The sequence below is a fragment of the Chlorogloea sp. CCALA 695 genome, from assembly GCF_003003885.1.
Taxonomy (GTDB): domain Bacteria; phylum Cyanobacteriota; class Cyanobacteriia; order Cyanobacteriales; family Chroococcidiopsidaceae; genus Aliterella.
In genome coordinates this window covers 26,677-50,377 of the sequence record NZ_PVWN01000029.1, presented here as the reverse complement: position 1 = coordinate 50,377, position 23,701 = coordinate 26,677, and the positions used below count along the sequence as shown (strand labels likewise).

Annotated in this window: 20 protein-coding genes and 1 pseudogene; 13 read left to right on the top strand and 8 right to left on the bottom strand. The window is 43.0% G+C overall.

Features of this window, described 5'->3' with window-relative positions:
- The first annotated feature begins 89 nt into the window (after positions 1 to 89).
- Positions 90 to 761 (top strand): HAD family hydrolase, encoded by a 672-nt coding sequence (locus C7B70_RS15255; RefSeq protein ID WP_106369872.1) that lies wholly within the window; start codon positions 90 to 92, stop codon positions 759 to 761.
- A 139-nt stretch (positions 762 to 900) separates the two neighbouring features.
- Here the strand turns inward: C7B70_RS15255 and C7B70_RS15245 are convergent, their stop codons facing one another.
- From C7B70_RS15245 to C7B70_RS15235, 3 genes are all read right to left on the bottom strand, one after another.
- Positions 901 to 1,395 (bottom strand): DUF3368 domain-containing protein, encoded by a 495-nt coding sequence (locus C7B70_RS15245; protein ID WP_106369871.1) that lies wholly within the window; start codon positions 1,393 to 1,395, stop codon positions 901 to 903.
- Positions 1,392 to 1,640, bottom strand: a complete 249-nt coding sequence (locus tag C7B70_RS15240; protein WP_106369870.1) for a UPF0175 family protein — start codon at positions 1,638 to 1,640, stop codon at positions 1,392 to 1,394. The genes C7B70_RS15245 and C7B70_RS15240 overlap by 4 nt, the downstream gene beginning before the upstream one ends.
- A gap of 155 nt (positions 1,641 to 1,795) precedes the next feature.
- Positions 1,796 to 2,281 (bottom strand): tyrosine-type recombinase/integrase, encoded by a 486-nt coding sequence (locus tag C7B70_RS15235; RefSeq protein ID WP_158260505.1) that lies wholly within the window; start codon positions 2,279 to 2,281, stop codon positions 1,796 to 1,798.
- Positions 2,282 to 2,499: 218 nt separating this feature from the next.
- Here C7B70_RS15235 and C7B70_RS15230 point away from each other — a divergent pair, with 218 nt between their 5' ends.
- Together C7B70_RS15230 and C7B70_RS15225 are read left to right on the top strand one after the other, a co-directional pair.
- Positions 2,500 to 4,311: an alkaline phosphatase family protein gene (locus tag C7B70_RS15230; protein ID WP_106369868.1), complete on the top strand. Its 1,812-nt coding sequence runs from the start codon at positions 2,500 to 2,502 to the stop codon at positions 4,309 to 4,311.
- 352 nt (positions 4,312 to 4,663) lie between these two features.
- Positions 4,664 to 5,443 (top strand): tetratricopeptide repeat protein, encoded by a 780-nt coding sequence (locus C7B70_RS15225; RefSeq protein WP_106369867.1) that lies wholly within the window; start codon positions 4,664 to 4,666, stop codon positions 5,441 to 5,443.
- A gap of 67 nt (positions 5,444 to 5,510) precedes the next feature.
- Here C7B70_RS15225 and C7B70_RS15220 read toward each other — a convergent pair whose 3' ends face one another.
- On the bottom strand, positions 5,511 to 6,098 hold the full coding sequence (locus C7B70_RS15220; protein WP_199192287.1) for a cation diffusion facilitator family transporter: 588 nt from the start codon (positions 6,096 to 6,098) through the stop codon (positions 5,511 to 5,513).
- Positions 6,099 to 6,171: 73 nt separating this feature from the next.
- Between C7B70_RS15220 and C7B70_RS15215 the strand changes: the two genes are divergently transcribed.
- Positions 6,172 to 6,495, top strand: coding sequence for a YnfA family protein (locus C7B70_RS15215; protein ID WP_106369865.1), 324 nt, complete (start codon positions 6,172 to 6,174; stop codon positions 6,493 to 6,495).
- Positions 6,496 to 6,648: 153 nt separating this feature from the next.
- Here the strand turns inward: C7B70_RS15215 and C7B70_RS15210 are convergent, their stop codons facing one another.
- The gene (locus tag C7B70_RS15210) at positions 6,649 to 7,584 is read right to left on the bottom strand and encodes a vitamin K epoxide reductase family protein (protein WP_106369864.1); all 936 of its coding nucleotides are present in this window, start codon (positions 7,582 to 7,584) and stop codon (positions 6,649 to 6,651) included.
- A 70-nt stretch (positions 7,585 to 7,654) separates the two neighbouring features.
- On the bottom strand, positions 7,655 to 9,898 hold the full coding sequence (locus tag C7B70_RS15205) for a heavy metal translocating P-type ATPase (protein ID WP_106369863.1): 2,244 nt from the start codon (positions 9,896 to 9,898) through the stop codon (positions 7,655 to 7,657).
- A 142-nt stretch (positions 9,899 to 10,040) separates the two neighbouring features.
- Here C7B70_RS15205 and C7B70_RS15200 point away from each other — a divergent pair, with 142 nt between their 5' ends.
- Both C7B70_RS15200 and C7B70_RS15195 read left to right on the top strand, forming a co-directional pair.
- Positions 10,041 to 10,442, top strand: a complete 402-nt coding sequence (locus tag C7B70_RS15200; protein ID WP_106369878.1) for a helix-turn-helix transcriptional regulator — start codon at positions 10,041 to 10,043, stop codon at positions 10,440 to 10,442.
- Positions 10,443 to 10,599: 157 nt separating this feature from the next.
- On the top strand, positions 10,600 to 11,253 hold the full coding sequence (locus C7B70_RS15195) for a hypothetical protein (protein ID WP_106369862.1): 654 nt from the start codon (positions 10,600 to 10,602) through the stop codon (positions 11,251 to 11,253).
- A gap of 196 nt (positions 11,254 to 11,449) precedes the next feature.
- Here the strand turns inward: C7B70_RS15195 and C7B70_RS28800 are convergent.
- Positions 11,450 to 11,542: pseudogene (locus C7B70_RS28800) on the bottom strand (IS1 family transposase); the annotation flags it as partial.
- Positions 11,543 to 11,823: 281 nt separating this feature from the next.
- On the opposite strand from C7B70_RS28800, the gene C7B70_RS15190 reads away from it, so the two are divergent.
- Positions 11,824 to 12,300, top strand: a complete 477-nt coding sequence (locus tag C7B70_RS15190; RefSeq protein WP_106369877.1) for a DUF2808 domain-containing protein — start codon at positions 11,824 to 11,826, stop codon at positions 12,298 to 12,300.
- A 337-nt stretch (positions 12,301 to 12,637) separates the two neighbouring features.
- On the opposite strand, the gene C7B70_RS15185 is transcribed toward C7B70_RS15190, so the two are convergent.
- Positions 12,638 to 14,239, bottom strand: coding sequence for a TolC family protein (locus tag C7B70_RS15185; RefSeq protein ID WP_233220953.1), 1,602 nt, complete (start codon positions 14,237 to 14,239; stop codon positions 12,638 to 12,640).
- A gap of 821 nt (positions 14,240 to 15,060) precedes the next feature.
- On the opposite strand from C7B70_RS15185, the gene C7B70_RS15180 reads away from it, so the two are divergent.
- From C7B70_RS15180 to C7B70_RS15155, 6 genes are all read left to right on the top strand, one after another.
- On the top strand, positions 15,061 to 16,752 hold the full coding sequence (locus tag C7B70_RS15180) for an efflux RND transporter periplasmic adaptor subunit (RefSeq protein WP_106369860.1): 1,692 nt from the start codon (positions 15,061 to 15,063) through the stop codon (positions 16,750 to 16,752).
- A gap of 12 nt (positions 16,753 to 16,764) precedes the next feature.
- A complete protein-coding gene (locus tag C7B70_RS15175; protein ID WP_106369859.1) occupies positions 16,765 to 19,884 on the top strand; it encodes an efflux RND transporter permease subunit in 3,120 nt (1,039 codons plus the stop codon).
- Between the two features lie 165 nt (positions 19,885 to 20,049).
- On the top strand, positions 20,050 to 20,526 hold the full coding sequence (locus C7B70_RS15170) for a hypothetical protein (protein WP_106369858.1): 477 nt from the start codon (positions 20,050 to 20,052) through the stop codon (positions 20,524 to 20,526).
- Between the two features lie 133 nt (positions 20,527 to 20,659).
- The gene (locus C7B70_RS15165; protein ID WP_106369857.1) at positions 20,660 to 21,424 is read left to right on the top strand and encodes an N-acetylmuramoyl-L-alanine amidase; all 765 of its coding nucleotides are present in this window, start codon (positions 20,660 to 20,662) and stop codon (positions 21,422 to 21,424) included.
- A 34-nt stretch (positions 21,425 to 21,458) separates the two neighbouring features.
- Positions 21,459 to 22,361, top strand: coding sequence for a cation diffusion facilitator family transporter (locus C7B70_RS15160; RefSeq protein ID WP_106369856.1), 903 nt, complete (start codon positions 21,459 to 21,461; stop codon positions 22,359 to 22,361).
- A 212-nt stretch (positions 22,362 to 22,573) separates the two neighbouring features.
- Positions 22,574 to 23,401, top strand: a complete 828-nt coding sequence (locus tag C7B70_RS15155; RefSeq protein WP_106369855.1) for a CemA family protein — start codon at positions 22,574 to 22,576, stop codon at positions 23,399 to 23,401.
- Positions 23,402 to 23,701: the final 300 nt, after the last annotated feature.

The window sequence follows — 23,701 nt, the reverse complement described above, 5'->3', positions numbered from 1 at the left end:
TTCAGCTTACTCTTATAAAACTATTCAAACCTGGAGGTACAGCAAGTGCGATCGCATGGCACAATACTGACATTTACCATATCTTCTAAATGGCAACTAAAGGTACTGTAGCTTTCGATATTATTGGTACTTGCTTTAGTTTAGAAAAACCGCGCCAGAGCTTGATAAGTTTGGTCGCGCCTGCTCACAGTCTCGAACTTTGGTTTGCTCTATCTTTGCGAGATGCTTTTGCACTTTCTTATGCAGGCAGCTATCAACCATTAATAGAAGTGCTAACCGCCGAATTACCTCGAACAATGAAGCTCCTAGGGATTACGGCAGGTAAAACGCAATTAGAAAAAGCGATCGCATCACTTAGCGAACTCCAGTTGCAACCAGAAGCTTTGCCAGCGTTTCAAAACTTAATTGATGCTGGTTGGCGCATAGTTGCTCTAACTAATGGTAGCGAACATTCGACGCGCCAGCTATTAGAACGTGCTAAGGCGATTGATTACTTTAGTAGCATTTTTTCTTGTGACGCGATCGCCAAAACTAAACCTCATGCCGATGTCTACGCTATGCCTAAACAAGATGCTAATGGTGATTTATGGCTAGTAGCGGCTCATGCTTGGGATATTCAAGGTGCTGCTCACGCTAATTTAAAAACTGCTTTTATTACAAAATCGGAGCAAGAATACTTATCTATTTACCCACAGCCGGATGTAATTGCCGATGACTTAGTTGAAGCAACGAACAAAATTATCAACGCAAATAAGCTGTAGCAGCAGCTTGTTTTAGCGCTCCTTGGGTGTAGCGTCCGTAGACTCTATCACTTTTAATCCCCATCAACTCCTTTCCATACATTGAATAAACTCCTTTACGGGTATTACTTGTGCCAATTTCATGCCGAAAGCGGTGCGATTAGGTTTCATCTACTATATTCAAAATCTGCTTGTACAAAGTTAGAGATACTCTAAACTCTGATGTGGCAATCAGAGCATCCATCAAAGGTTTTACAGCAAAGATCAGATTCTTCTGCTTTGCTTCAACCAATATGCCCAGCAATCCAGTAATCTTTACTCCCAAACGGTCAGCCTCTGCTCTACCACGACGCTCATCAATTAATAGCAAATCTGCATCAAGCTCTAACGCAAGAGCAATTGCCTTAGACTCTCCAGGATCTAACCTCGCCTCATCAATCAAACGTTTAACAACTCGATAATTAATCACTTGCCTAACTTCTAGCCAAGTAGCCGCTTGAACTTCAAGGGTTCCAGGAACGGGAGGAGCAATATCTGCAAGTTCTCGATACACCGCTTCTGGAATCGTGACTTGATTGTAAAGTTGAGGTAGAAGTTGCAAGTGGTAGATTGCTGCTAAGTTAGTGATTGCTGACGTATCGCTAATAACAATCACAATCGACCTAGTTCCCGCAAGTTCTTCAAATCTAGTTCCAAATCTTCAACATCGTAGGAGTATAACGGAATATTTCGCTGCTTGAGCAGTTGGCGAAAAGCATTAACAGGTATATCCGCTAACTTACTAGCGTAGCCTAATGTTAAATAACCTGTTTGGAACAGGTGCAATGCAATCTCTTGATTGAACTGGTCTGGGGTAAGTCCAGTTGCTTGCAGGATTTCGTCTGAGATGACAACACTCATAGCTAATCTACCGACAATACTTTAAATTAACCTAAAAACTTTCAACTGTAACAGGTAAGGCTTATATAATAACCCTTTAGAATGCGCGATCGCCTACATCTGCTTATGTAACTGTAACCTACTTGCTGCCCTACGTCAGTGCTTCTTCTCCCCGCCTATTCATAGTATGCAGTAGTCAGGGGACTTCCATGATTGCAGGCTTTTTTAATTTTGATTGGAGGCTCTCGTGATTCTAAGTACAGACTAGAGCTATCAGTAGGTCGCGCATGAAGGTAGCGCCCTGTAGTGGCAATGTTGGCATGACCCGGCGTTTCCTTGACCAAGTGAACCAGAGCGCCGCGATCCATTGCATAACTTGCATGAGCAGGACGTAGCCAGTGGGGTGATACAGTTTTAGCTACAGCCGCCTCTAACCCTGGCACTCTTTTCGCCACAGCTTTGACAATGCGATTGACCTGCATTTCCTTCAAATGCCCCTTTTTCTTGCGGCTAGTAAACACTGGTTCACCAATTGCCACATCACCCCACATTGATTGCAATTCCTGCCAAAGTGAGCATGGTAGCTTAATTGCCCGTGTTTTACCGCCTTTCCCGTAGACCAATACCTGTCCCCCGACATCTCTTAACTTGAAATTAATCAAACCTTTTTCAGAGCTTGATGAGCATCTAATAAGCTAAGTCTGCCTATAAAAAGCCTAAAAGACGTTTTGGTCAGACAAAAAATATCAATTTTGATGTCATCTGTCTAGTTCGCTCTGTCCTAAGCATTTAGCAAGATTTCGACTTTGCTAGCCGTAGGAATGATTGTTGATTTTAAGCTACTTAAAAACACGACGGAAATAAAGGAGTGAGTACATCCATGAAGAATAAATTACAGGACAATCGACAGTGCAATGAAACTTTAAGATGCACAAAGCATAACCAGAGTGAAACTGTGCAGAAAGTGCAGAAACATTTTTTGACTCGGCGTGGATTTCTCAGACAGGCAGTAATCGGAGTATCCGTCGTAGCAATTAGCGTGTTCGGTCATTCTCTACTAAAACTAGAGAAGACAATCGCTAATCCAAGCCAAGGTCGAGTAGAAACAAAAGCGCTACCAGGTCGAGCGCGTTTAATTATAGTTTTCATTTTGGATGGTCTACGCCCTGATTCGATTAACCCTAAAGACACCCCAAACCTCTTTCGCCTCCGCGCCGAGGGAGTAAACTATGTCAACGGACACGCTGTTTTTCCTACAGTCACTCGTGTTAACGCTACAGCTATTGGTACGGGTTACTATCCAGGCACAAATGGCATTGTGAGCAACTCTATATATGTGCCGGAGGTAAATCCGACCCGCGCCTTTAGTACAGGAGAATACAAAAATCTGCTCAGACTTGATGAAGTCACGGGCGGACGCATGGTTCTAGTAAAAAGCTTGGGCGAAACACTCCAAGAAAACGGAATGCAACTCGCCGCCGTTAGTTCTGGCTCAACAGGTAGTGCATTATTACTCAACCCTAGAGCCGTAAATGGAGTTGGGGTTTTGATTAATGGAGACTTTGAACCTAACAAGCTGGTTGCATTTCCCTCTAACGTCAACGATACAATTCTCACTCGCTTTGGTGCTGCTCCAATCAAGGATGGAGATGCTGACGATCAGTACAATGAGTCCGTGGATTGGACTGAGGAAGTGTTGCGTGAATACGTAATCCCTGAACTAAAACCTGATGTCATACTCAACTGGCTGACGGAACCAGACCATACTCAACACGCCACTGGTTCTGGTTCTCCAGAATCAATTAATACAATCCGCAACGATGACCGTAACATAGGACTTGTGCTTGAGAAGCTCAAATCTTTAGGATTAGAAGATAAAACTGATATCTTCGTTATCTCAGATCATGGTTTCAGCCTGGAAACCTTTGCCCTTAATGTTAACCAAGAGTTAATTAATGCAGGACTAAAGGCTGGACCTGATTCCGATGATGTAGTTGTAGCCAGTAGCGGGCAAGCAATTCTTTTGCACGTTAAGAACCGCGACCCAAAACGAATTAAAGAAACTGTAAAGTTTTTGCAAGCTCAAAGCTGGGCTGGTGTCATCTTTACGGCAGGTAACAAACCAAGCAGCGATCGCCAAAATACATCGGAGCGTTCGCGTCCAGAAAATCGAAGAATAACTAATGCTGAAGGTTCCGTTGCAGGTACTTTCTCCCTAGAACTTATCCACGAATTCAACTCAGAGCGCGGCCCTGATATCCTCTTTACTTTCCCTTGGACATCCGATAAAAATGCTTTTGGTGTACCAGGAACAGACTTCACTAATACTAGCGGCGCAACAGGTTCGCTTACGACTAACGCTAGCGGACATGGTAGTATGAGTCCCTGGAATGTCCGTAACACATTTTTTGCTTGGGGAGTCGATTTTAAACGTGGGGTTGAAGTTAGAGTACCTGCTAGTAACGTAGATATCACCCCAACAATTCTGGCTATTAAGGGCATTAATACCAATGAGAGTTTTGACGGTCGCGTACTATTGGAGGGTTTGAAGGGCGGTCCTAATGAAAGGTATGTACCCGTAAAAACTCGCGTTTTTACTACCAAAGCTAATCAAGGTCGTTATAAAGCTGCTATCCAAGTAACAGAGGTAGACAATCAGCGTTACGTTGACAAAAGTTGGCGGCTTCCCTAATTGCACATAAAACTTGTAGTAGCGAAAGCGATCGCTGCTATCTTTGCCCTCTACAAAGAGGGCAAGTTTTATTTAGTGAGTAATACCTGCTAAATAAATACTCACTAATACTCAGAAGCTGTTCTCAAGTACAGCAAGCTCTAACAATTCCGGCGTGAAATTTACCGAGGTTGCATTCAGGCAAGGGGAAAGCTTTAGAACAACGTTTCCAAAGTTTGAATCTGCTACGACCTAAGCGTTTTGGTATAAGGTCGATGGATACACTGGGATAGAAAGTATCAACATAACTGACTTTAAGGCAACTATACGAGTAGTTATTCATAATGGAATTAAAGATAAAGAAATTAAAGCTATGAAATTAATTCATAAAACTATTACTATTTGCGGAGCCACTATTCTAATAGGAGTAATGGCTCCTGCTACCTTTGCTCAAACACAGCTACCATCTAAGGTTCAAACTCAAGCTGTAAATTACCTGAATCGAGGTTTAGATAAAGTAAAGCAAGGAGATTACGCTGGAGCAATCGCAGACTACACTCAAGCAATTAATGCTAATCCTAAACTGACAGTTGCTTACATTAGTCGAGGCAAAGCATATCATGACTTAGAGCAACTTAACCGCGCGATCGCTGATTTCGAGCAAGCTTTAAAACTTCAACCTAATTCTGCTCAGGCTTATTACAATCGAGGCGAAGCCCGTACTGATATCGGGAACTTTTCAGGAGCGATTGCTGACCTAAATCAAGCTATTGGGTTTAATCCTAACTATACTGATGCTTACAACAATCGAGCAATTGCATACGCTTCATTAGGAAATATGCAGAAGGCAGTTGCTGATTTAGATCAAGTCATCAAGCTCAATCCCAAATATACTGATGCTTACTACAATCGGGGTAAAGCTCGAAGTGAAATAGGTGATGCTACTGGAGCAATTTCTGATTACAATTACGCTTTACGCCTCAAACCCGATCTAGCGGAAGCCTATGGCAATAGAGGACTCCTTTACGCCCAGACAGGAAACAAGCAGGCAGCTTTATCCGACTTGCACCAAGCAGCCAAACTCTTTGCCAAACAAGGCGAACAAGAGGGCTATCAGCAAACTCTGAGCTTTATTCAACAAATTCAACAGTAGTAAATCTCTATCAGTAAGCGTCGTCTTTAGGCTGATGAGTGTACTAACCAAGAATATCCTCCTGATACTAGCAAGTTGACGCATTCCTCAAAACCTGCCAACCATCTTTGACTAGAGAGATAGCACTTATGCCAATGAGCAAAGCAACCAGTAGGCTAGCCGCCGCATCTGCCCAGAACCAGTTAAAAAAGTAAACAGCTAAGGCAGTAAGAATCACGCTGATGGAACTAGCAGCATCAGCAACTCCGTGTAAAAGAACTGCTCGAAAATTTAAGTCATGATGGCTATGTGGGTGCAGTAATTGAACACTCAATCCGTTAAGGACTAAGCTTAATCCTGCTACAAGCAACACGGGTAAGCCTGATATAGGTTCTGGGTTTTGTAGGTGCTTTACAGCTTCCCAGGCAATCAGGAGGGAGATCACGCCTAAACTAGCTCCATTGAATGACGCTACCCAGGCTTCGAGCCGCTTGTATTTCCAAGCAGACTGCTTCTGCGGCTGACGCTGAACTAACAATGCGGCTACTAAAGTCAACCCCAGAGTCAATAGGTCTGAAAATAAGTGTCCTGCCCCTGCTAAAAGAGATAAACTGTGGCTCCAGATACCAACTCCCACCTCAAGCAGGAAAAAGACAATCCGCAATCCCAAGATCATCCAAAGGAGTTGTATCTTTGGTGTATTTTGTGTGTAAGGTTTTAAGTTATTCGCTTTAAACATCAAGTTGAATATGCAAACATTTTTTTTCTTCTTACTTGCCGCTTTGGGAGAAATTTCTGGGTGCTACGCTTTTTGGGCGTGGTTGAGACTTGACAAAAGCGTATTTTGGATTATTCCAGGTGTCTCTGCCCTGATTATCTTTGCTTTTGCTCTTACAAAGGTAGATGCTTCAAACGCTGGCAGGGTATACGCTGCCTACGGTGGGTTCTACATCCTCTCATCCCTGTTCTGGTTGTGGCTAGCTGAAGGTGTTAAGCCAGATAAGTGGGACTTGCTTGGCGTTACATTTTCGCTAGTAGGAACAATCACGATCTTGTTCAGCCCACATCGCTGATAACTTGAGGCAGTAATCAGCGATATGGGACAAAAAAACTAAGTGTACGATTGAATGATAGGTTGTAGCGTATCCTACTTTTCACATTACAGCCCTGTCAGTCTTAGCTCGACATTGTAAACAGAACCTAGCATAGATATTACTTCCCGGAAATTAGCGGGTAGAAATTATAGAATTGCGAAAGTTACGCGCTCCCTGGTAGCCGGACATAGCAGCCAGTTCCTCCAATGATTGCGTACCAGAAACAGATTTACCTTTGATTTTCCAAGTAGGAAAGCTTTCTATCTTGGCAGCTTCGCAAAGTTCGGGCTGAGGCTTTTTACCCTTGGGGTCACACTCGATGTAATTAATCGACTGGGACGCTTCCTGACCAAAAAGCTGTTTCTGCTCGTGGCAATGAGGACACCAAAAAGCTCCGTACATTTTAGCTTCCACCTGTTTGAGATGCTTTGCTAAAGCAATTTCGGCTGTACCTGAAGCCGTGGTAATTGGCAAGCCAGACTCTCCAGGGGTAGAGCGGTCGGCAAGGGCGGGGTTGTTGACACCAGCATAAATACCTGTTGTACCAATCAGTACCAGCATTCCCACCACGATTGCTGTAAAAAAGAGTTGTCCAATGTCCTGCCACTCTCGACCGATTAGCGCCAGCGTAAACAGGGTGGCTGATAATAAAGCCGAACCCACGCAGTAAATACAAACTACTTGAATTTTAAAAGCTAGTAGATACATCAAGTACCCGCTAAAAACCGTCATGGCAGTTCCCCCGGCAACTAGCAATAACCCTGTCCAATTCTCTAAGTTAGAACGCAATTGCACTTGCTTTGATGAATTGACAAGTAGGGGAGCGAGGGCAAAAACAATCATGCTGGCATAAGCGAGGAAGCCGAACAGGGCAAGGGGTAGACCAAAAACTGTGGCATAGGGGCTGGAAAGTACCAGATCGCAGCCATTAGTTGGGCAGGCAGTAGAATTTCCGGTTAGCTTAACAATAGCTAGATAACCCGTAACAGCAGCGCCCACACTGGCAATTCCTGCCATTAGGGGACGCGACCAGCGATGAATCCAAGGTAAAGAGCGTTTGCGTTTCATAAAAACTTCCTTATTAAATTGAACGATTAGAGTAATGAATGATTATTATTAATCCAGACGTTTTAGCCTGCTATTTCAGCACTCTAGTAGCGTTAAAAATAGCCGCTAAAGCAACCCCTACATCGGCAAACACAGCTTCCCACATACTTGCTAGTCCAAAAATACCTAGAGCAATGAAGATTGCTTTGACAACCATAGCAAAGATGATATTTTGCCAAACAATTGAGTGAGTTTTTCTAGCGACCTGCATCGCTTCTGCCACCTTAGAAGGGGCATCAGTCATGATTACTATGTCCGCCGTTTCGATTGCCGCATCTGACCCTATTCCACCCATTGCTATTCCCACGTCGGCTCTAGCAATTACCGGAGCATCATTAATTCCGTCCCCGACAAAGGCGACTTTGCCCTTCGGTCCCACTTGCCGGAGCAATTGCTCAATAGCAGTGACTTTATCTTCCGGCAACAGTTCCGCTTGGTAGGAATCCACGCCTAAAGTTTTGGCAACCCGTTTAGCAACACCTTCAGAGTCCCCGGTTAACATCATGACATTTTTAACTCCTAATGCTTTGAGAGACTTAATTGCCTGGACTGCATCTGGCTTTGGCTCATCGGAGATCACAATATATCCGGCATAAATCTGTTCCACTGCCAGGTGAACCACTGTCCCTTCCACATTACAGGTGTCGTGGTCGATGTTTTCTCGGTGCATCAAGCGATCGTTTCCTGCTAGCACCAGCCGATTTTCTATCTTTGCCTGAATGCCGTGAGCCGCTATCTCGGTGTAGTTGGAGATAGTGGATTCATCAATTGGTTTTCCATAAGCTTCTCGGATAGATTTGGCAATTGGGTGGTTAGAATTTAATTCTGCTTCTGCTGCTAGCTTTAGTAATTCTGCTTGATTGAACCCATTGCAGGATACTATTTCAGTGACTTTAAATACACCTTTGGTCAGTGTGCCTGTCTTATCAAAGGCAACAGCTTTAACCTCTGCCAGACTATCTAGAAAAGTGGAGCCTTTAACAAGTATCCCTCGCTTTGCTGCCCCGCCAATGCCGCCAAAGTAACCCAGGGGAATACTAATCACAAGTCCACAAGGGCAGGAAATAACTAGCAGCACTAATGCTCGATACACCCATTCTGCATGGGTAGCACCTGGAATAAATAACGGCGGTAGTATAGCTACTGCCAAGGATAAAATCACAACCACTGGAGTATAACGTTGGGCAAATCTAGTAATGAATTTCTGCGTTTGGGACTTCTTACTGCTGGCGTTTTGTACCAGGTCTAAAATCCGGGCGATTGATGATTCACCAAACAGTTTCATGACTTTAATCGTCAGCACCCCAGATTGGTTAATCATCCCCGCTAACACTGTTTCTCCTACACCAATGGTGCGGGGAACCGATTCCCCGGTTAGAGCAGATGTATCAACTTGAGAGTTGCCATCGAGAATTTCTCCATCCAATGGAACCTTCTCACCGGGCTTGACCAGAATTATGTCTCCCACTTTAACTACTTCTGGGGAAACGGTTTTAATGCCATTATCAGTTTTGAGATTGGCAGAGTCTGGACGGATTTCTAACAGTGATGAAATAGAGCGCTTGGAGCGGCTAACTGCCGTTTCTTGGAACAATTCGCCGACCTTGAAGAATAGCATCACTCCTACTGCTTCTGGAAGTTGGTGGATGGCAATTGCCCCTAAAGTGGCAATCGTCATCAGGAAGTTTTCATCGAACACTTGCCCTTTAAGGATATTACGTCCAGCACTGGTCAAGACACCCCACCCACTTAACAAATAAGCAGGAATAAAAACGGCATATTCAGCGATGGAAAACGGTGTACTATGTAGAGTCTCCTCAAAGATGGAACCTAGAACGAACAGCACAACGACGGCTCCTACCCCCAGCCCTTCCCGTTTCAAATCAAATTCACCATCCCCGTGATGATGGTTGTGACCATCATCATCCCTGTTATCAGCTTCATGACTATGCCCTGCATGACTGTGGCTATGGGCAGTACCCTCGTTAGGGCTGTGGTCCGTGCTGCGATTATAGTCGTTATTGTTTTGGACAGAACTCTTCGGTTTGGTCGTGACAATGGTGTAACCCAGTGAGATGACACGAGCCGCGATCGCCTTCTCGTCTACTTGCTGTGGGTCATACGATATTGTCATCCGTTCCGTTAAAACATCAACGGAAACCTCAGTAACACCCGCCAGCTTTTGCAAAGCGGTTTCAATCTTCATCTCACAACTAGGACAGTCCATCCCACCAACCTGCAACTGTTGGGTTTTGAGTGCGGATTTTTGAGTCACGGTGATTGGCTACAACGCAAAGGTTGTCCAAATTGTAACTCAGTTTAACAAATGTATGAAAGATCGTTCATATATAGAACGATTATCAGTTTCACTCTTTATACTAAAGTTAGAGACTTTTTACTCCTTCAATACCAATTTCATGATCCAACCTATTCAAACAGCACAATTTATTTCTGATCCCGGAGGTACACCGCAGTGTGAATCGCACTGCCCAGTGCATCTCGATCAGATACAGCAATTACATCCAGAAATGCTACCCCTGGAAAAGGCGCAACAGATGGCAGAGTTCTTTGGAACCCTGGCAGATCCAACCCGATTACGCTTACTCTCGGTACTAGCAACTAAAGAGTTATGTGTATGTGAATTGGCAACGATTCTCAAGATGAGCGAGTCTGCCGTGTCTCACCAGCTTCGCGTTCTACGAGCGCAACGTCTCGTGAAATACCGCAAGGAAGGGCGCAATGTTCATTACAGCCTTGCAGATAATCATGTCATTAATTTGTATCGAGAGGTAGCCGAACATCTTGACGAAACTAGCTGACTGGTTTAAATGTTATGTTTGCTGAGTAATAATACTTGCTGACATAATTACTGTTTAGAGACACTTACTCTCTGCCTTTTCAGAACTAAAGTGAAGTTTGACAATTTGTCTTTGGACATAGAAGGTGACTTCATGCCAAAATCTAAAATAAAATTTCATGACTTACCGATTAAATTTAGATCAAACTCTAGGCTGTACTCTACTTTTGCTCTTATTCGGCAGTTCTGCTACAGCCCACAATGTTCAGATATCTGGGGATGTGGCTGGCGTTTGGCACGTTGAGCCTAACCATAATCCTAAAGCTGGAGAGCCTGCTAAAGCCTGGGTTGCCTTAACCCGTAAAGGAGGGCAAATTCTGTCGCTAGAGCAGGCTAACTGTCAGATGTCCGTTTACTCGCAACCTCGTAAAGAGGGCGATTTGCCTGTTTTACAGCCTGCTATCCAAGCTATTAATGCTGAAAAGTATCAAAGTGTTCCTAGTGCAGATATTATTTTTCCTGGCCCTAAGCGTTATCAACTAGAGTTAAGCTGCACGCCCAAAACTCAAGCCGAGTTTCAGTCATTTCAGTTGAAGTACGATGTCATCGTTGCACCAAGTGCTGCTGCACCCGCAAATAATACAGAGACTTCTCCACTACCCGAAAAATTAACAGAATCCGAAAAAACTGCGGTCTCCATAACAGCGCAACAGGGCGCTCTCTCCTCTAGCCAATCAGACGCTCAATGGATTATTGCAGCGATCGCCCTATCAATGATCCTTGGATTCGGAATCTTAGGGCTAAGAATTCTCAAGCTAACAGCACGGAAATAACAATTACACTTCACCAGCGTCATCTTGAATTAGGAATGTACAATCAATCTATGTTCTTGGATGACTGCCTTCTGCCTCCGACGCTGTTGAATGCTTAATCCTAATAATAGTCCAAGAATAACAATTCCAATCATGTAAGCTAGCAAGATCAATCGGACAGCTAAGGGGGGAGCGACACCTTCTACTGAAAGAGTTTTTGCGACTTGGAGGGGCAGAAATAGCGTTGATGTCCATTGGACTTTTTGCCGTGTTTATGGGTCTTAGCATGACCACAGAGCCAACATTCCATTACGTGAGTAATGTGATAGTTGATTCTTTACTTTACCAAATCTACATCATTTTGACTCACTACCATTAATCCAACACCTCGAATAACTCAGTGTTCACTGTACTGCCGTAGCGTCAACTTTCTAATTCAAATAGACAATTAAGTAATTTTATACTTTTTCTAGCTTATATTCAATAATTTCATCTTGATTTCATGGCTATGTGCAAACCTATTTAATAGTAAGTGTGTCTCAAACAAAAATTGAAGAGCAGTTATTAACTAAATCACTAGAAATTAGAATAATGACAAGAATACTTTTTACGGTTGTCTTAACTTTAATAACCACTTCTTTTAATCTCGCTGCTTATGGAAACCCACTAACAGCAATTGATAGAATTCCTCGCATCGTTAGCCCCGTGCAATTTCCTCAAAGTAAATGGAGGCTCGTCAGACATACTTTTCAAATTAATATTCCTCAAGGTAGTAATGCTCTCTCCCAATTGTCAATCGGTGTTCCCCAAGGTCTAACTGTCAGTAATAGTATTAGTGTATTTGACAAGTCTGGAAACATAATTGCTAATAGCATCTCTAAAGACGGAAAGAAAGTTACAATCTCTTTTGCTGAACCAGTTGCTCCTGGAAACAGGTTGAAAGTGGTTATGAAAAATGTAAAAATTATAGGACGCTCTAACGCCTGGCTGTACCCAGTTTCAGCTAAACTGATTGGTATGAATGCAGCTATTCCTTTAGGGCTTGCCCGATTTAGAGTTTATTTTTAATAGCTAGCTTTTTAGGTACAGTAGCTAGGATTTCAAGTTGTGCCACAAAAATTTGTTAAGGACGGAAAACTCCTTAGAAAAAGAAATCAGTAATAGATTTAACTTTGAATGGGGATATAAGCTTTATCAGGTACAAACAAGCTTTTTTCTAGCTGAATTATTTCAGTCCACTATTTTTTGCGATGAAACCTTTTTTTGCCTTTACAGCACTTCCGGCAGCTATGAGGTACATCCTAAAAGCTAAAAGCGATGATAGGAGAGGGGCAAGGAGCGATGATAGGAGAGGGGCAAGGAGAAAACTATATTGCATAATAGCCGAAAGCGCTGTATCATCTGATTAGCGGGGCTGATCATTACTAATTGCTCTAGTCAAACTTGCCAAAGCTCGGTTGTAATCTAAAACAGCTGTAACTCGATTGCCTTCCGCTTGAGTTAGATCGTTTTCAGCGCTAATGACATCGGTTTGAGTTCCTACTCCAGCTTGGAAGCGTAACCTGGCTAGGCGCAAAGCTTCTCTAGCCTGTTCTAAAGCAACGGAGGCGGTTTGAATATTTGCTAAATTTGATTGCAAACTACTATAAGCTTGCTCTACTTCAAACCTTACTTGGTTGCGAGTATCGGCAAAACTTGTTTCGGCGATCGCAATATTTGCGGATTGCGCTCTAGCTCTAGCTTTAGCTGCGCCGCCATCGTACAAGTTCCACGTTACATTTGCACCCAGGGAATAATCATCGCCAAAGCTTTCATCATCATTAAAAGTATCGCTGATGTTGTAGTTGCTGCTAACTGCAACTGTAGGTTTGATACTGGCTAATGCCAGCCGACGGTTTTGTTCACTGATATTACGCTGTACTAAGTCTTGTTGTAACTCGGCCCGATTTTGAAAAGCTTGAATAATACTGTCTTCCAATGGCAAGTCCCAAACCCCAGCTATTTCTACGGGATCTGAAGCGATCGCATTGGCTACTTGAGATAAACTCAAGCGATTTACCAACTGGCGGCGGGAAACTTGCTGTTGGCTCAAAGCATTAGTTAAATTTTGATTGGCATTAGCAAGTTGGACTTGCGATCGTAAGACATCAAACCGAGTTCCTACTCCTGCTTGTTCTAGCGCTTGAGCATCACGTAAACTCGCTTCGGCGTTGGTTACGGCGGCTCGGTTAATGCGTACTTGTTCATCAGCTTGTTGCAAGTCGTAGTAGTCGTTAGATACATCTAAGCGCAGTTGCTCAGTTAAGCGTTCAACGTCAAGTTGGTCGAATCGTAGTTGTTCCTCGGCGGCGCGGACGCGGGCTGTTCTAGCTCCGGCTGTATAGACGTTATAGCTTAGTTGTGCCGTGCCGCGTAAAGCGGTAGAACTTCCAGTACTACTGCCAAAATTATTAGATTCATAGCTAAACACGTTACTTCCTGCGTTATTTAACCCCCCTCGAATGTTTAAAGTTGGATATTCCTCGGCTTGAGCTTCTCGCACGTTGGCGCGACTGCGTTCTAAAGTCAGCAAAGCAACTTGTAATTGCCGATTATTGCGCCGTGCTAATTCCAATGCCTGTTGCAAGCTAATTGCTTCTGTTGCTTCAAGTCGCACTTCTTCTGGTTTAGTTGGAAATTGTAACGGATTTGGACTAGGATTGAGCTTGCTAGGTACGGGAGTCCTTTCGCTAAGAATATCTGTTAGATTTGGTGGTTTGGGACTTGCCAAAGGCATTGAGCTAGGAGCAGGAGATTGAGCAAAGTCATAAATTTCAGATATTGCAATGGGCTTATTTCCATCTGCTATGTTTGGTATGGAATCTGGTCGCCAAAGGGAGTTTAATAAGATACATGAATTATTAGTACATTGGAAAGACGAGAAAGTTTGGGACATAGCTGAATTAATTGTGTTAAAGACAATTACTGATCCTGTCCCTACAGCCACTAAGTAATAAGAAAACTTCAAAATATCGATACCTGCTTGTTATATAAGTCACTAATTACAAGGTCTAATTTAGAACGACCGCTTTAGAACTAGCGATTGCTCGTTGTTCAATAAAAGTACTTAAAGACTCGCGATCACCTCTCAAATGTCATAGGTTTCTTAGCTTGAATTTGAATAACAGCATAATAATTGCTTTTTGAAATAATTCTATTTTTTTTCTTCGTAAGTATACATTTAATTCCCTTAATTTTAAAGTTATAGATTGGCTAATACCACTATTCTCAATTGCTAATAATATCTTTATTAATTATTAACAGTAACGAATTAAGCAGTTACGTTGTAAAATACTCTTTTTTAAAAACTGAGTGATTACATCTAAACTATTAATTACTTTATCCATTACCACAACGCTTTGTTCCAGTCTTAATTGTCATTTGTAATTACTTTTTGAATGAATCTATTATTCACCATGTTGACACCTAGCTATGAAATCAAGATGAAATTTTGGTTTTTTATAGGAAATTGTTAAATTCTAATCTCACAGACAGCTATTAAGAAAAAATGCAATTGACACAATAAAACTCTCGCAAAAAAATCTTATTGCGATCAGGTACCTTCCATTTGTAAGTAACTTTTACTTAATCTCTACTTTCTAAAAAATTTCACCCTCATTTCATTTGGGTATGAGAAGCTAAGTAATCAATGCTATAAAAATTCTCTGATGAAATTTACCAGGAGCAACGTGGCTAAAATTTAGAAAAACTGGCTCATAGCCTTCTATATTAAAACGTCAACTTTCAAGCGCGACACTGGTTTTTAGTAACTTTAGAAAAATTTTAGCAATGAGAATCTCCAACCGTCCTCAAGCTTCAGAAACCCTGAGTTACGTTTCTTCAGTAATGTTGAGCCTACTACTAGCAACTCCCACAGCCGTGTGGGCTGATGGGGGACACGGTAGTGGGAGTGAATTTCAGGGTACAGGCGAACCAACTGGTGCGATTAAAGTTAATGCACAGACAGCTAAACAACTAGGAATTAAAGTTGAGCCTGCTCGTAGGCAACAGCTAGCTATAGGGATTAAGACTACCGGGCAGATCGAAACCTTGCCCAGTAAAAAAGTAGAGGTGACTACGCCGATAGAAGGGGCAAAAGTGGTAGAGCTGTTAGTAGAACCTGGAGCCTCCGTGACAGTGGGTCAACCCGTCGCCGTACTATATAGTCCTGACTTGGTTGAACTACGTGTTACATCCCAAGAGAAACGGGCAGAGGCTCAAGCCGATTTGCAGCAGGCTCAAGCTAACTTAAAGCTAGCTCAACAAAACTATGAACGATACTCGCAGATAGCTATTGCTAAGGTAGCAGAAGCGCAGAGCCAGTTAGCATTTACCCAAGAGCGATACGACAAGGACAGTCAATTAGCGGTTGCAGGTGCGCTCCCACGTCGCAACGCCCTCGAATCTCAAACCCAACTAGCTCAAGCCAAATCTCAATTCACCGAAGCCAACAGTCGTCGGGATGTTATTGAAGCAGAAGCAGAACTCAAACGCGCTCAGTCAACTGTTAAGGTGGCTCAGACTCGTATCCGCCTTAGCGATTCTACTTATCAAACCCGGTTACAACAACTAGGAACCCGCGCCAATGATAAAGGATTGGTAACAGTAACGGCTTCTATTTCCGGCAAGGTGGCTGATCGAGAAGTTACGCTGGGTCAATCTTTTCAAGATGCGGGTGGCAAGCTGATGACGATTGTAAACGACAGTCGGGTCTTTGCTACCGCAAATATCTATGAAAAAGATTTAGACAAAGTAAAGACAGGTCAACAAGCGATCGCAAAAGTTGCTGGTATACCTGACCGCAGCTTCAGCGGACGGATTACCACGATTGGATCGGTGGTGGAAGGCGAAACGCGGGTAGTACCAGTAAAAGCTGAACTAAAAAACTTTAGCGGGGAGCTAAAACCAGGAATGTTTGCTCAACTGGAAGTCCTAACCAATCAGACGACAACAGCACTCTTAGCAATTAAGAGTACAGCTGTAGTTGAGGCGAATGGCAAGCAGCTAGTCTTTGTACAGAAGGATAATGCCTTTCAGCCTGTTGAAGTCACGTTAGGTCAAACGTCCGGAGGCATGGTTGAGGTTAAAAGTGGTCTAGTCGAGGGAAACTTGATTGTCACCCAGCGTGCGCCTCAGCTTTATGCTCAAGCTCTGCGGGGTGGCAACAAAGCTGAGGAAGGTGAGGAAGCCGGACATGAAGAAGACGAGGCATCTAAGTCAACAGGTCAAAGCAACACTGGAGTACCGTTACCTTGGTGGTTAGTTCTTTCATCTGGGGTCGCGGTCGCGGCTGGCACATTCATAGCAGGTGCTTTTTGGGCTAATCGTCGTACCCAGCGTCGGGTAGTACTAGCTGGCAATTTAGAGTACGCCGCTCCTGATTATGAAATAGAACCTTATCTTAAAAACTCTAAGCAGCCGACCGCATCTCAAAAAGCCGCAGGGGGGGAGCAAGACGAGCCTTACCAGCCACACTCTTAAATTGAACAAAATATGCTTAATTCCATTGTCAAGTGGTCGATTGCTCAAAGATGGGTAGTAGTTTTAGCCTCTATTCTCATCAGTCTGTGGGGTCTTCGCGTTCTCACTCAAATGCCTCTAGATGTGTTTCCTAGCTTTGCTCCACCGCAAGTCGAAATTCAGACAGAAGCCCCTGGTTTAGCGCCAGAGGAAGTCGAATCGTTAGTTACCCGACCTATAGAAAGTGCGATTAACGGAACACCCGGATTAGAATCATTACGATCGGCTTCCGCCGTAGGTCTTTCTGCTATTAGAGCCGTCTTCAAGCAAGATACAGAAATTTATCGCGCCCGTCAATTGGTAACGGAGCGGTTGCAACAAGCGCGAAGCCAGCTACCACAGGGCGTAGAGCAGCCAGAAATTCTCCCTGTTAGCTCTGCCTTGGGAGTCGTTGTTAGATACGCCTTTAGCTCCGAAACCACCCCCATAATGGACGTGTGGCGGATTGTTAATTGGCAAGTTAAAAACCGCCTCCTAGCTGTCCCTGGTGTTAGTAATATCGTGATATTTGGTGGGGATGAGCGTCAGTACCAAGTGCTAGTTAATCCAGACCAACTGAAAGCGTTTAATGTTTCCTTGACGGATGTTACACAAGCGGCAGAGGCGGCTAATGCCAATGCGCCAGGGGGATTTTTAATTACTCCCGATCAAGAGACGTTGGTTAGGGGAGTTGGGCGGATTCAGTCTATCGAGCAACTCAAGAAATCGGTAATCAAAGCACGCGATGGCACGCCAGTCCTCCTGGAACAAGTAGCCTCGGTACAAATTGGTGCAGCACTAAAACGCGGCGATGCCAGTTTTGAAGGTAAATCAGCGATCGCTTTGACCGTTAACAAACAGCCTGACGCTGATACACCGAAATTAACTAAAGCGATTGAGACGGCACTGGAGGAGATAAAACCGGGTCTACCCAAAGATGTCAAAATTACCACTACTTTTCGCCAAGAGGATTTCATCGAAGCTTCAATTGAAAACGTTGAAGAAGCTCTGCGAGATGGCACCATCATCGTCTCCGTTGTCCTGATTTTGTTTTTGATGAATTGGCGCACGGTAGTAATTAGTTTGAGCGCCCTTCCCGTGTCACTGCTGCTAGGAATGATCATCCTAAATTGGACGGGACAAGGCATAAACACGATGACTTTGGGCGGACTGGTTGTTGCTATCGGTTCAGTAGTAGATGACGCGATTGTAGATATGGAAAATGTCTACCGTCGTCTGCGGGAAAACCAACTCGCGGGAAATCCGGTACCACCGTTGCAAGTTGTTTTTGATGGCTCAGTTGAGGTACGCGTTAGCGTTCTCTTTGCTACTATCATTATCGCCGTCGTCTTCGCACCGATTTTTGCCCTTTCTGGTGTAGAAGGTCGCATTTTTACGCCGATGGGCGTAGCCTATTTGCTGTCAATTGCAGCTTCTACTTTAGTGGCGCTAACGTTGACCCCGGCAATGTGTGCTTTGCTGTTGGCGGGTCGGAAATTACCAAGTACCGAAACCTGGTTGGAAAAACAAACCCATCGCCTGTATCGTCCAGCTTTAAAGTTTTCTATTCGTCGTCCCAAGATTATTTTGGCAACAGCTTTAGCTGGATTTGTAGCTTCAATAATGATTATGTCCTCGTTAGGGCAAGTTTTTTTACCGGAGTTTCAAGACCGTGCTTTGGTAATTGCAGTCAGTCTTATGCCTGGTCAATCTCTAGGTGCAACTAATCAGGTAGGTTTAGCAATACAGGAAGCCGTTAAAAATGACCCCCGAATTGAAACTGTTCAGTTTCGCTCTGGACGCGCTCAAGGCGATACTGAGGTAGCTGGCACTAACTTTGGAGAGCTAGATGTACAAATTAGTGAGGAGGGAGCAAAAGAACGGGAGGAGAGCATCGAAAAGATCCGGGAAGAATTTGAGAAAATGCCAGGAGTAGCAACTAATATTGGCGGCTTTATTTCTCACCGTATGGATGAAGTGCTTTCTGGGGTAAGAAGTGCGATCGCTGTCAAAATTTTTGGTCCTGAGTTAGAAGAACTCCGTACCCTTGGTCAACAAGTCCAGTCAGCCATGAGTGAGATTTCGGGTTTGACTGACCTGCAACTAGAACCTCAAGTGCCAGTTAGACAGGTACAAATTCAGTTTGACCGCGATGCGGCGGCTCGTTATGGTTTAACTATTGGAGAACTGTCAGAGACAATTGAAACTGCTCTCAACGGGCGAACTATTTCTCAAGTCTTAGAACAACAACAGACCTTTGACATCGTTGTGTGGTTGCCAGAAAATTATCGTAACGATATAGAAGTCATCGGCAATTTGTTAGTTGATACCCCCAACGGTCAAAAAATTCCTTTAGCCCAAGTCGCAAAAATTGAGTATGGCACGGGTCCCAATACTATCAACCGCGAGAACGTCTCCCGCTTTATTGTTGTATCTAGCAATGTGGCTGGGCGGGATTTGGGTTCTGCGATCAAAGACATTCGGGATAAGGTTAAGCAAGAAGTGCAACTGCCTTCTGGGTATTACATTGAATACGGCGGTCAGTTTGAAGCGCAAGAGGGAGCGACAAAAACTTTACTTTCGGCTGGTGGATTAGCCTTTGTCGCGATCGCAGTAATTCTCTACTTTGCTGTCAAGTCGATTCCTGCAACCATCATGATCCTAGTTAATCTGCCTTTGGCATTAATAGGTGGGGTGATTTCCGTCGCCTTGACTGGCGGTATTGTTTCTGTAGCTTCGATGGTAGGGTTTATTACCCTGTTTGGTGTTGCTGCACGCAACGGACTGTTGCTGGTTGAAAACTACAACACTAGATTGGCAGAAGGGCAGCCTCTGCGGGAGGTTTTGATTGAAGGGTCGATGGAACGGCTAGTTGCCATTTTGATGACAGCATTAGCATCGGCTCTGGGCATGGTGCCACTGGTAATTGGTAGTGGGGCAGGAAAAGAAATTCTTCAGCCACTAGCCGTTGTTGTTTTGGGGGGACTGTTTACGTCTACTGCTTTAACCCTGCTAGTACTTCCGGCTTTGTATACCCAATTTGCCAGATTTATGATTCCTAAAAAGGCTAAACCTGTCATTCAGCCTGAATTTGTAGAAAAAGTTACTATTTAGTCGTTAATTTGCCAAGCACAAAAAAGTTTGAACTAGCGAAAACTCTAGTTCAAACTATGCGAAAGCAGTAGCTAAATCCTATTTTTTGATAAAAGCTATCACCTTAATTAAAACAATCACTGTAAATTGCTATTCACCATAATGTTTATTACTCTAGGAGCCAAGATGAAGAAAACAATAGTTTACGCTGCTGCATTTACTTTAGCTACTGCCGTTTTTAGTTCTGCCAGCTATGTAAGTGCTAATCCGAATAATCATGGAAATTTTAATTTTGATGAAAACGCGCAGATTCCTCCCACTCCCTGGCGTGTTGTCAAACAGGTTTTTCAATTACATATTCCCAAAAATCAACCTCCTATTTCCCAGATAATTGTTGAAATTCCATCCACTGTAGCTGTAAGTAATGATATTGCTGTGCGGGATGAAAAGAAGCAAAAAATTAATATTAATATTTCTGTGGATGGTAAAAGGATTATCATTGATTTTCCTGAAAAAAATATTTCTAATATTATGCTTTTTGTTGAATTTAACAAAGTCAAACAACCAACTTTTGGTTCTGCTTCTGTCTATAGCTTTTTTGCTAAAGTTGTTGGCAGTGATGTAGAGATTCCCGTAGGTAAAGCTAGACTTTCCACGCTTTAGTCTATGCTTTCCATCTCCACTATTTTATGTTTTCGATTTTGTAGCAGTATTTTTAATATCAACAGTGAAAAAGTGGATAATCACTTTACCTTTAATAAAATAACCAAAAATCGCTTAGAGGAGTGTAAGACAAATGACAGAACACACCTTAAAAACTATTCGAGATACATTTTTTAAGCAAAGACTTGTTCTAGACACTAATTTGCTCGATAGTGAGAAGCATATGATTCAGGCAGACACAACGTTTCCCATCCAAGGGTACCTGCAAGTCGTCGATCACCTAAGATTTACGTTGAAAGAGCGCTCCATCGCCAATTGCAATACCTGGTATGCCTGCGTTGACGATATCCAGTTACTTAGAAATGGACAGGTGTTGCACGACCTTCAAAGTTCTGCTCAAAAGGGACACGGAACATCAGAACTCTGTAGGAGACCACCCATCATCTGGGACCCTTCCCCTAACTTTTCTAGCCGTAATGGAACTCCCATCCGACGAATTATTTTACACTGCACAACAATTGATTTAGTCACCTCCGTTCTCAATTGGTTCCACCATCCCGAAAGCCACGTTAGCGCTCACTATGTAGTAGCTCGCGATGGAAAAATCTACCACATGGTGAGAGATGCAGATAAAGCTTGGCACGCCTACGGCGAAAATGCTGATTCTATTGGAATTGAACACGTTGCCAACGTTCACGAGCATCTATCACCGCCTCAAGAACAAGCCGCAATCACTTTGATTAAATGGTTGATGTCCGAGTACAAAATTCCGCCCTATGCCATTACCGGACATCGGTTTTCTCCCAGCCACCAAGAAGATACGACCTGTCCCCATCATCTGTTTGGAGACGAAACAGAAGCAGCATTGAGAGCTTGGGTCACAAAAAACCTGTCTTAGTTCAGTAGTAGATGGTCGCTATAACAGGAAATATATGTCTCATCAGCACAGCCACGAACCGACTAATTACAATCGTGCTTTTATCATTAGTGTTACTCTCAATACCGGGTTTGTTATCATTGAGGCAGTTTATGGCATTCTTGCCAACTCCCTTGCCCTGCTTGCCGATGCGGGTCATAATTTGAGTGATGTTTTAGGTCTACTACTCGCTTGGGGAGCCAGTATTCTTGTCCGTCGCCGACCAACAGAACGACGTACCTATGGGCTACGTCGTTCCTCGATTTTAGCTGCTCTGTTGAATGCTATCCTCTTGCTCGTGGCTTCAGGTGCAATAGCATGGGAGGCTACTCAACGTTTTTTTGAACCCAGTTCAGTTTCAGGCATTACTATTATTGGTGTTGCAACAGTAGGCATTGCTGTTAATACGGTAAGTGCTTTGATGTTTTTGTCTGGTCGTAAAAATGACTTAAATATCAGAGGAGCTTTCCTTCATTTGGTTGCAGACGCAGTGGTGTCGTTGGGTGCAGTACTAGCTGGGGTTGCTATTGTTGCAACTGGCTGGCTTTGGTTCGACCCTGTTGTGAGCTTGATTATTGTTGTTGTCATCGTTGTTGGTACTTGGCAATTGTTCCAAGAATCTTTCAACTTGGTGACGGATGCTGTACCCGCAGGTATTGAACCGCTTGCTGTCCGCACATACTTAGCTGAACTTCCCGGTGTAGCTGGCGTTCATGATCTCCATATTTGGGGAATGAGTACTACAGAGACGGCGCTCACCGTACACCTAGTAATACCTGGAGGAGTTCCCGTGGATGCTTTTTTAGTACAAATATCCCAGGAGCTTCACAATCGGTTCAGTATTGAACACGCTACTGTTCAAATAGAAACTGGCGATCCAAATTATCCTTGTTCTCTAGCTCAAAACAACTTTGTTTAAAACCTAATTGAGCGCAAGAAAGAATATCAATATTAAATATTTTAACCAAAAACTTACTGTTAAAAGGTTTCTAGCATTGCGTCAAATTATGTTCTTATTACATTTTTATAAAATTTTCTGAGGTAGGCATGAATTTCACCTTAGTTTCATTTCGTTATGACAAACTTATCTAATGACAGAGTTATTTATGAAAACAACAGCGAAAATTGTAGATGTCAGAAGACGAATCAAAATCAAGTTTTAAATCTCAAAAAACTAGCTTTCTTCCTCGCTCTATTGGTCGGACTTTGAAAAAACTTAAGAGGGATTTAGACCCCGATGCCGAATCAAGATTAATTGAAGAATTCCGAATGTCTCGGTATCTGACAGTTACTTCTATTCGGTACTTGTTAATTCTTATTTTAGTCCCTCTATTTGTAAATCAGCTTTCTAAAAACTTCCTTTTTGAACCTTTAATTAAGAACTTCTGGACGGATAAAACATCAGTTTTTTTAAATTTCTCTCAGGAGGAAAGAGCGTTGGCTGAATTTAAAATATTTGAAAAAAGAGTTGCTTTTGATACTTTGCTTAAAAAGGCACCAGTCCTTTCTCCAGTAGCTATGGATAAAAAGTTGAAAGATAAGGCAATTCAGATAGCCCACCATTACAAAATAGAAAGTAATGAAGCTGTTAAAAATATTTTCGCTGATATATTTTCAGTGTTCACTTTCACATTTATAGTAGCAACAGGTAAAAAACAGACAGCTACTTTAATGTCTTTTATCGATGAGTTAATTTATGGTTTAAGCGATTCTGCTAAAGCTTTTTTAATTATTTTATTTACCGATACTTTTGTTGGGTTCCATTCTTCTCACGGTTGGGAAGTAATCATAGACAATACTTTAAGGCATTTCGGGTTGCCGGAAAATCGAGATTTTACCAACCTATTTATTTCTACTTTCCCAGTAATTCTGGATACTATTTTTAAGTATTGGATTTTCCGCTACCTCAACCGTATCTCACCCTCAGCAGTTGCAACTTATCGCGACATGAATGAATAATTTCTTTTGAAAAGCTAATTTTTGAGTAAATGTGTCAAGTATGCAAAAATTTCATCCTGGTTTCATCTTGTTATGTCAAGATAAGTACAGCGCAACTATCTATTGAGAATGAGTTTGAGGTCTTACTAACACGATTGGTTTTTCGTAGAAGTAATAAGTGAGAAATCTGGTTTGCTTGGCATCTATAGCTTTAGCTCTCGTCGTTCTGATTTCTTTTGGATAATCAATGCCGTACACGAGGCAATCCTCGTACTGATTGATTTGTACAACATCTTCCAAAATAGTAAAGGACTACTCGCA

Excerpts from the sequence above, each read along its gene's own strand:
- C7B70_RS15215 (WP_106369865.1), top strand. The coding sequence starts at position 6,172 with ATGCAAACATTTTTTTTCTTCTTACTTGCCGCTTTGGGAGAAATTTCT.
- C7B70_RS15195 (WP_106369862.1), top strand. The coding sequence starts at position 10,600 with ATGACTTACCGATTAAATTTAGATCAAACTCTAGGCTGTACTCTACTT.
- C7B70_RS15225 (WP_106369867.1), top strand. The coding sequence starts at position 4,664 with ATGAAATTAATTCATAAAACTATTACTATTTGCGGAGCCACTATTCTA.
- C7B70_RS15165 (WP_106369857.1), top strand. The coding sequence starts at position 20,660 with ATGACAGAACACACCTTAAAAACTATTCGAGATACATTTTTTAAGCAA.
- C7B70_RS15180 (WP_106369860.1), top strand. The coding sequence starts at position 15,061 with ATGAGAATCTCCAACCGTCCTCAAGCTTCAGAAACCCTGAGTTACGTT.
- C7B70_RS15175 (WP_106369859.1), top strand. The coding sequence starts at position 16,765 with ATGCTTAATTCCATTGTCAAGTGGTCGATTGCTCAAAGATGGGTAGTA.
- C7B70_RS15170 (WP_106369858.1), top strand. The coding sequence starts at position 20,050 with ATGAAGAAAACAATAGTTTACGCTGCTGCATTTACTTTAGCTACTGCC.
- C7B70_RS15155 (WP_106369855.1), top strand. The coding sequence starts at position 22,574 with ATGTCAGAAGACGAATCAAAATCAAGTTTTAAATCTCAAAAAACTAGC.
- C7B70_RS15240 (WP_106369870.1), bottom strand. The coding sequence starts at position 1,640 with ATGAGTGTTGTCATCTCAGACGAAATCCTGCAAGCAACTGGACTTACC.
- C7B70_RS15160 (WP_106369856.1), top strand. The coding sequence starts at position 21,459 with ATGTCTCATCAGCACAGCCACGAACCGACTAATTACAATCGTGCTTTT.
- C7B70_RS15210 (WP_106369864.1), bottom strand. The coding sequence starts at position 7,584 with ATGAAACGCAAACGCTCTTTACCTTGGATTCATCGCTGGTCGCGTCCC.
- C7B70_RS15255 (WP_106369872.1), top strand. The coding sequence starts at position 90 with ATGGCAACTAAAGGTACTGTAGCTTTCGATATTATTGGTACTTGCTTT.
- C7B70_RS15200 (WP_106369878.1), top strand. The coding sequence starts at position 10,041 with ATGATCCAACCTATTCAAACAGCACAATTTATTTCTGATCCCGGAGGT.
- C7B70_RS15220 (WP_199192287.1), bottom strand. The coding sequence starts at position 6,098 with ATGATCTTGGGATTGCGGATTGTCTTTTTCCTGCTTGAGGTGGGAGTT.
- C7B70_RS15230 (WP_106369868.1), top strand. The coding sequence starts at position 2,500 with ATGAAGAATAAATTACAGGACAATCGACAGTGCAATGAAACTTTAAGA.
- C7B70_RS15190 (WP_106369877.1), top strand. The coding sequence starts at position 11,824 with ATGACAAGAATACTTTTTACGGTTGTCTTAACTTTAATAACCACTTCT.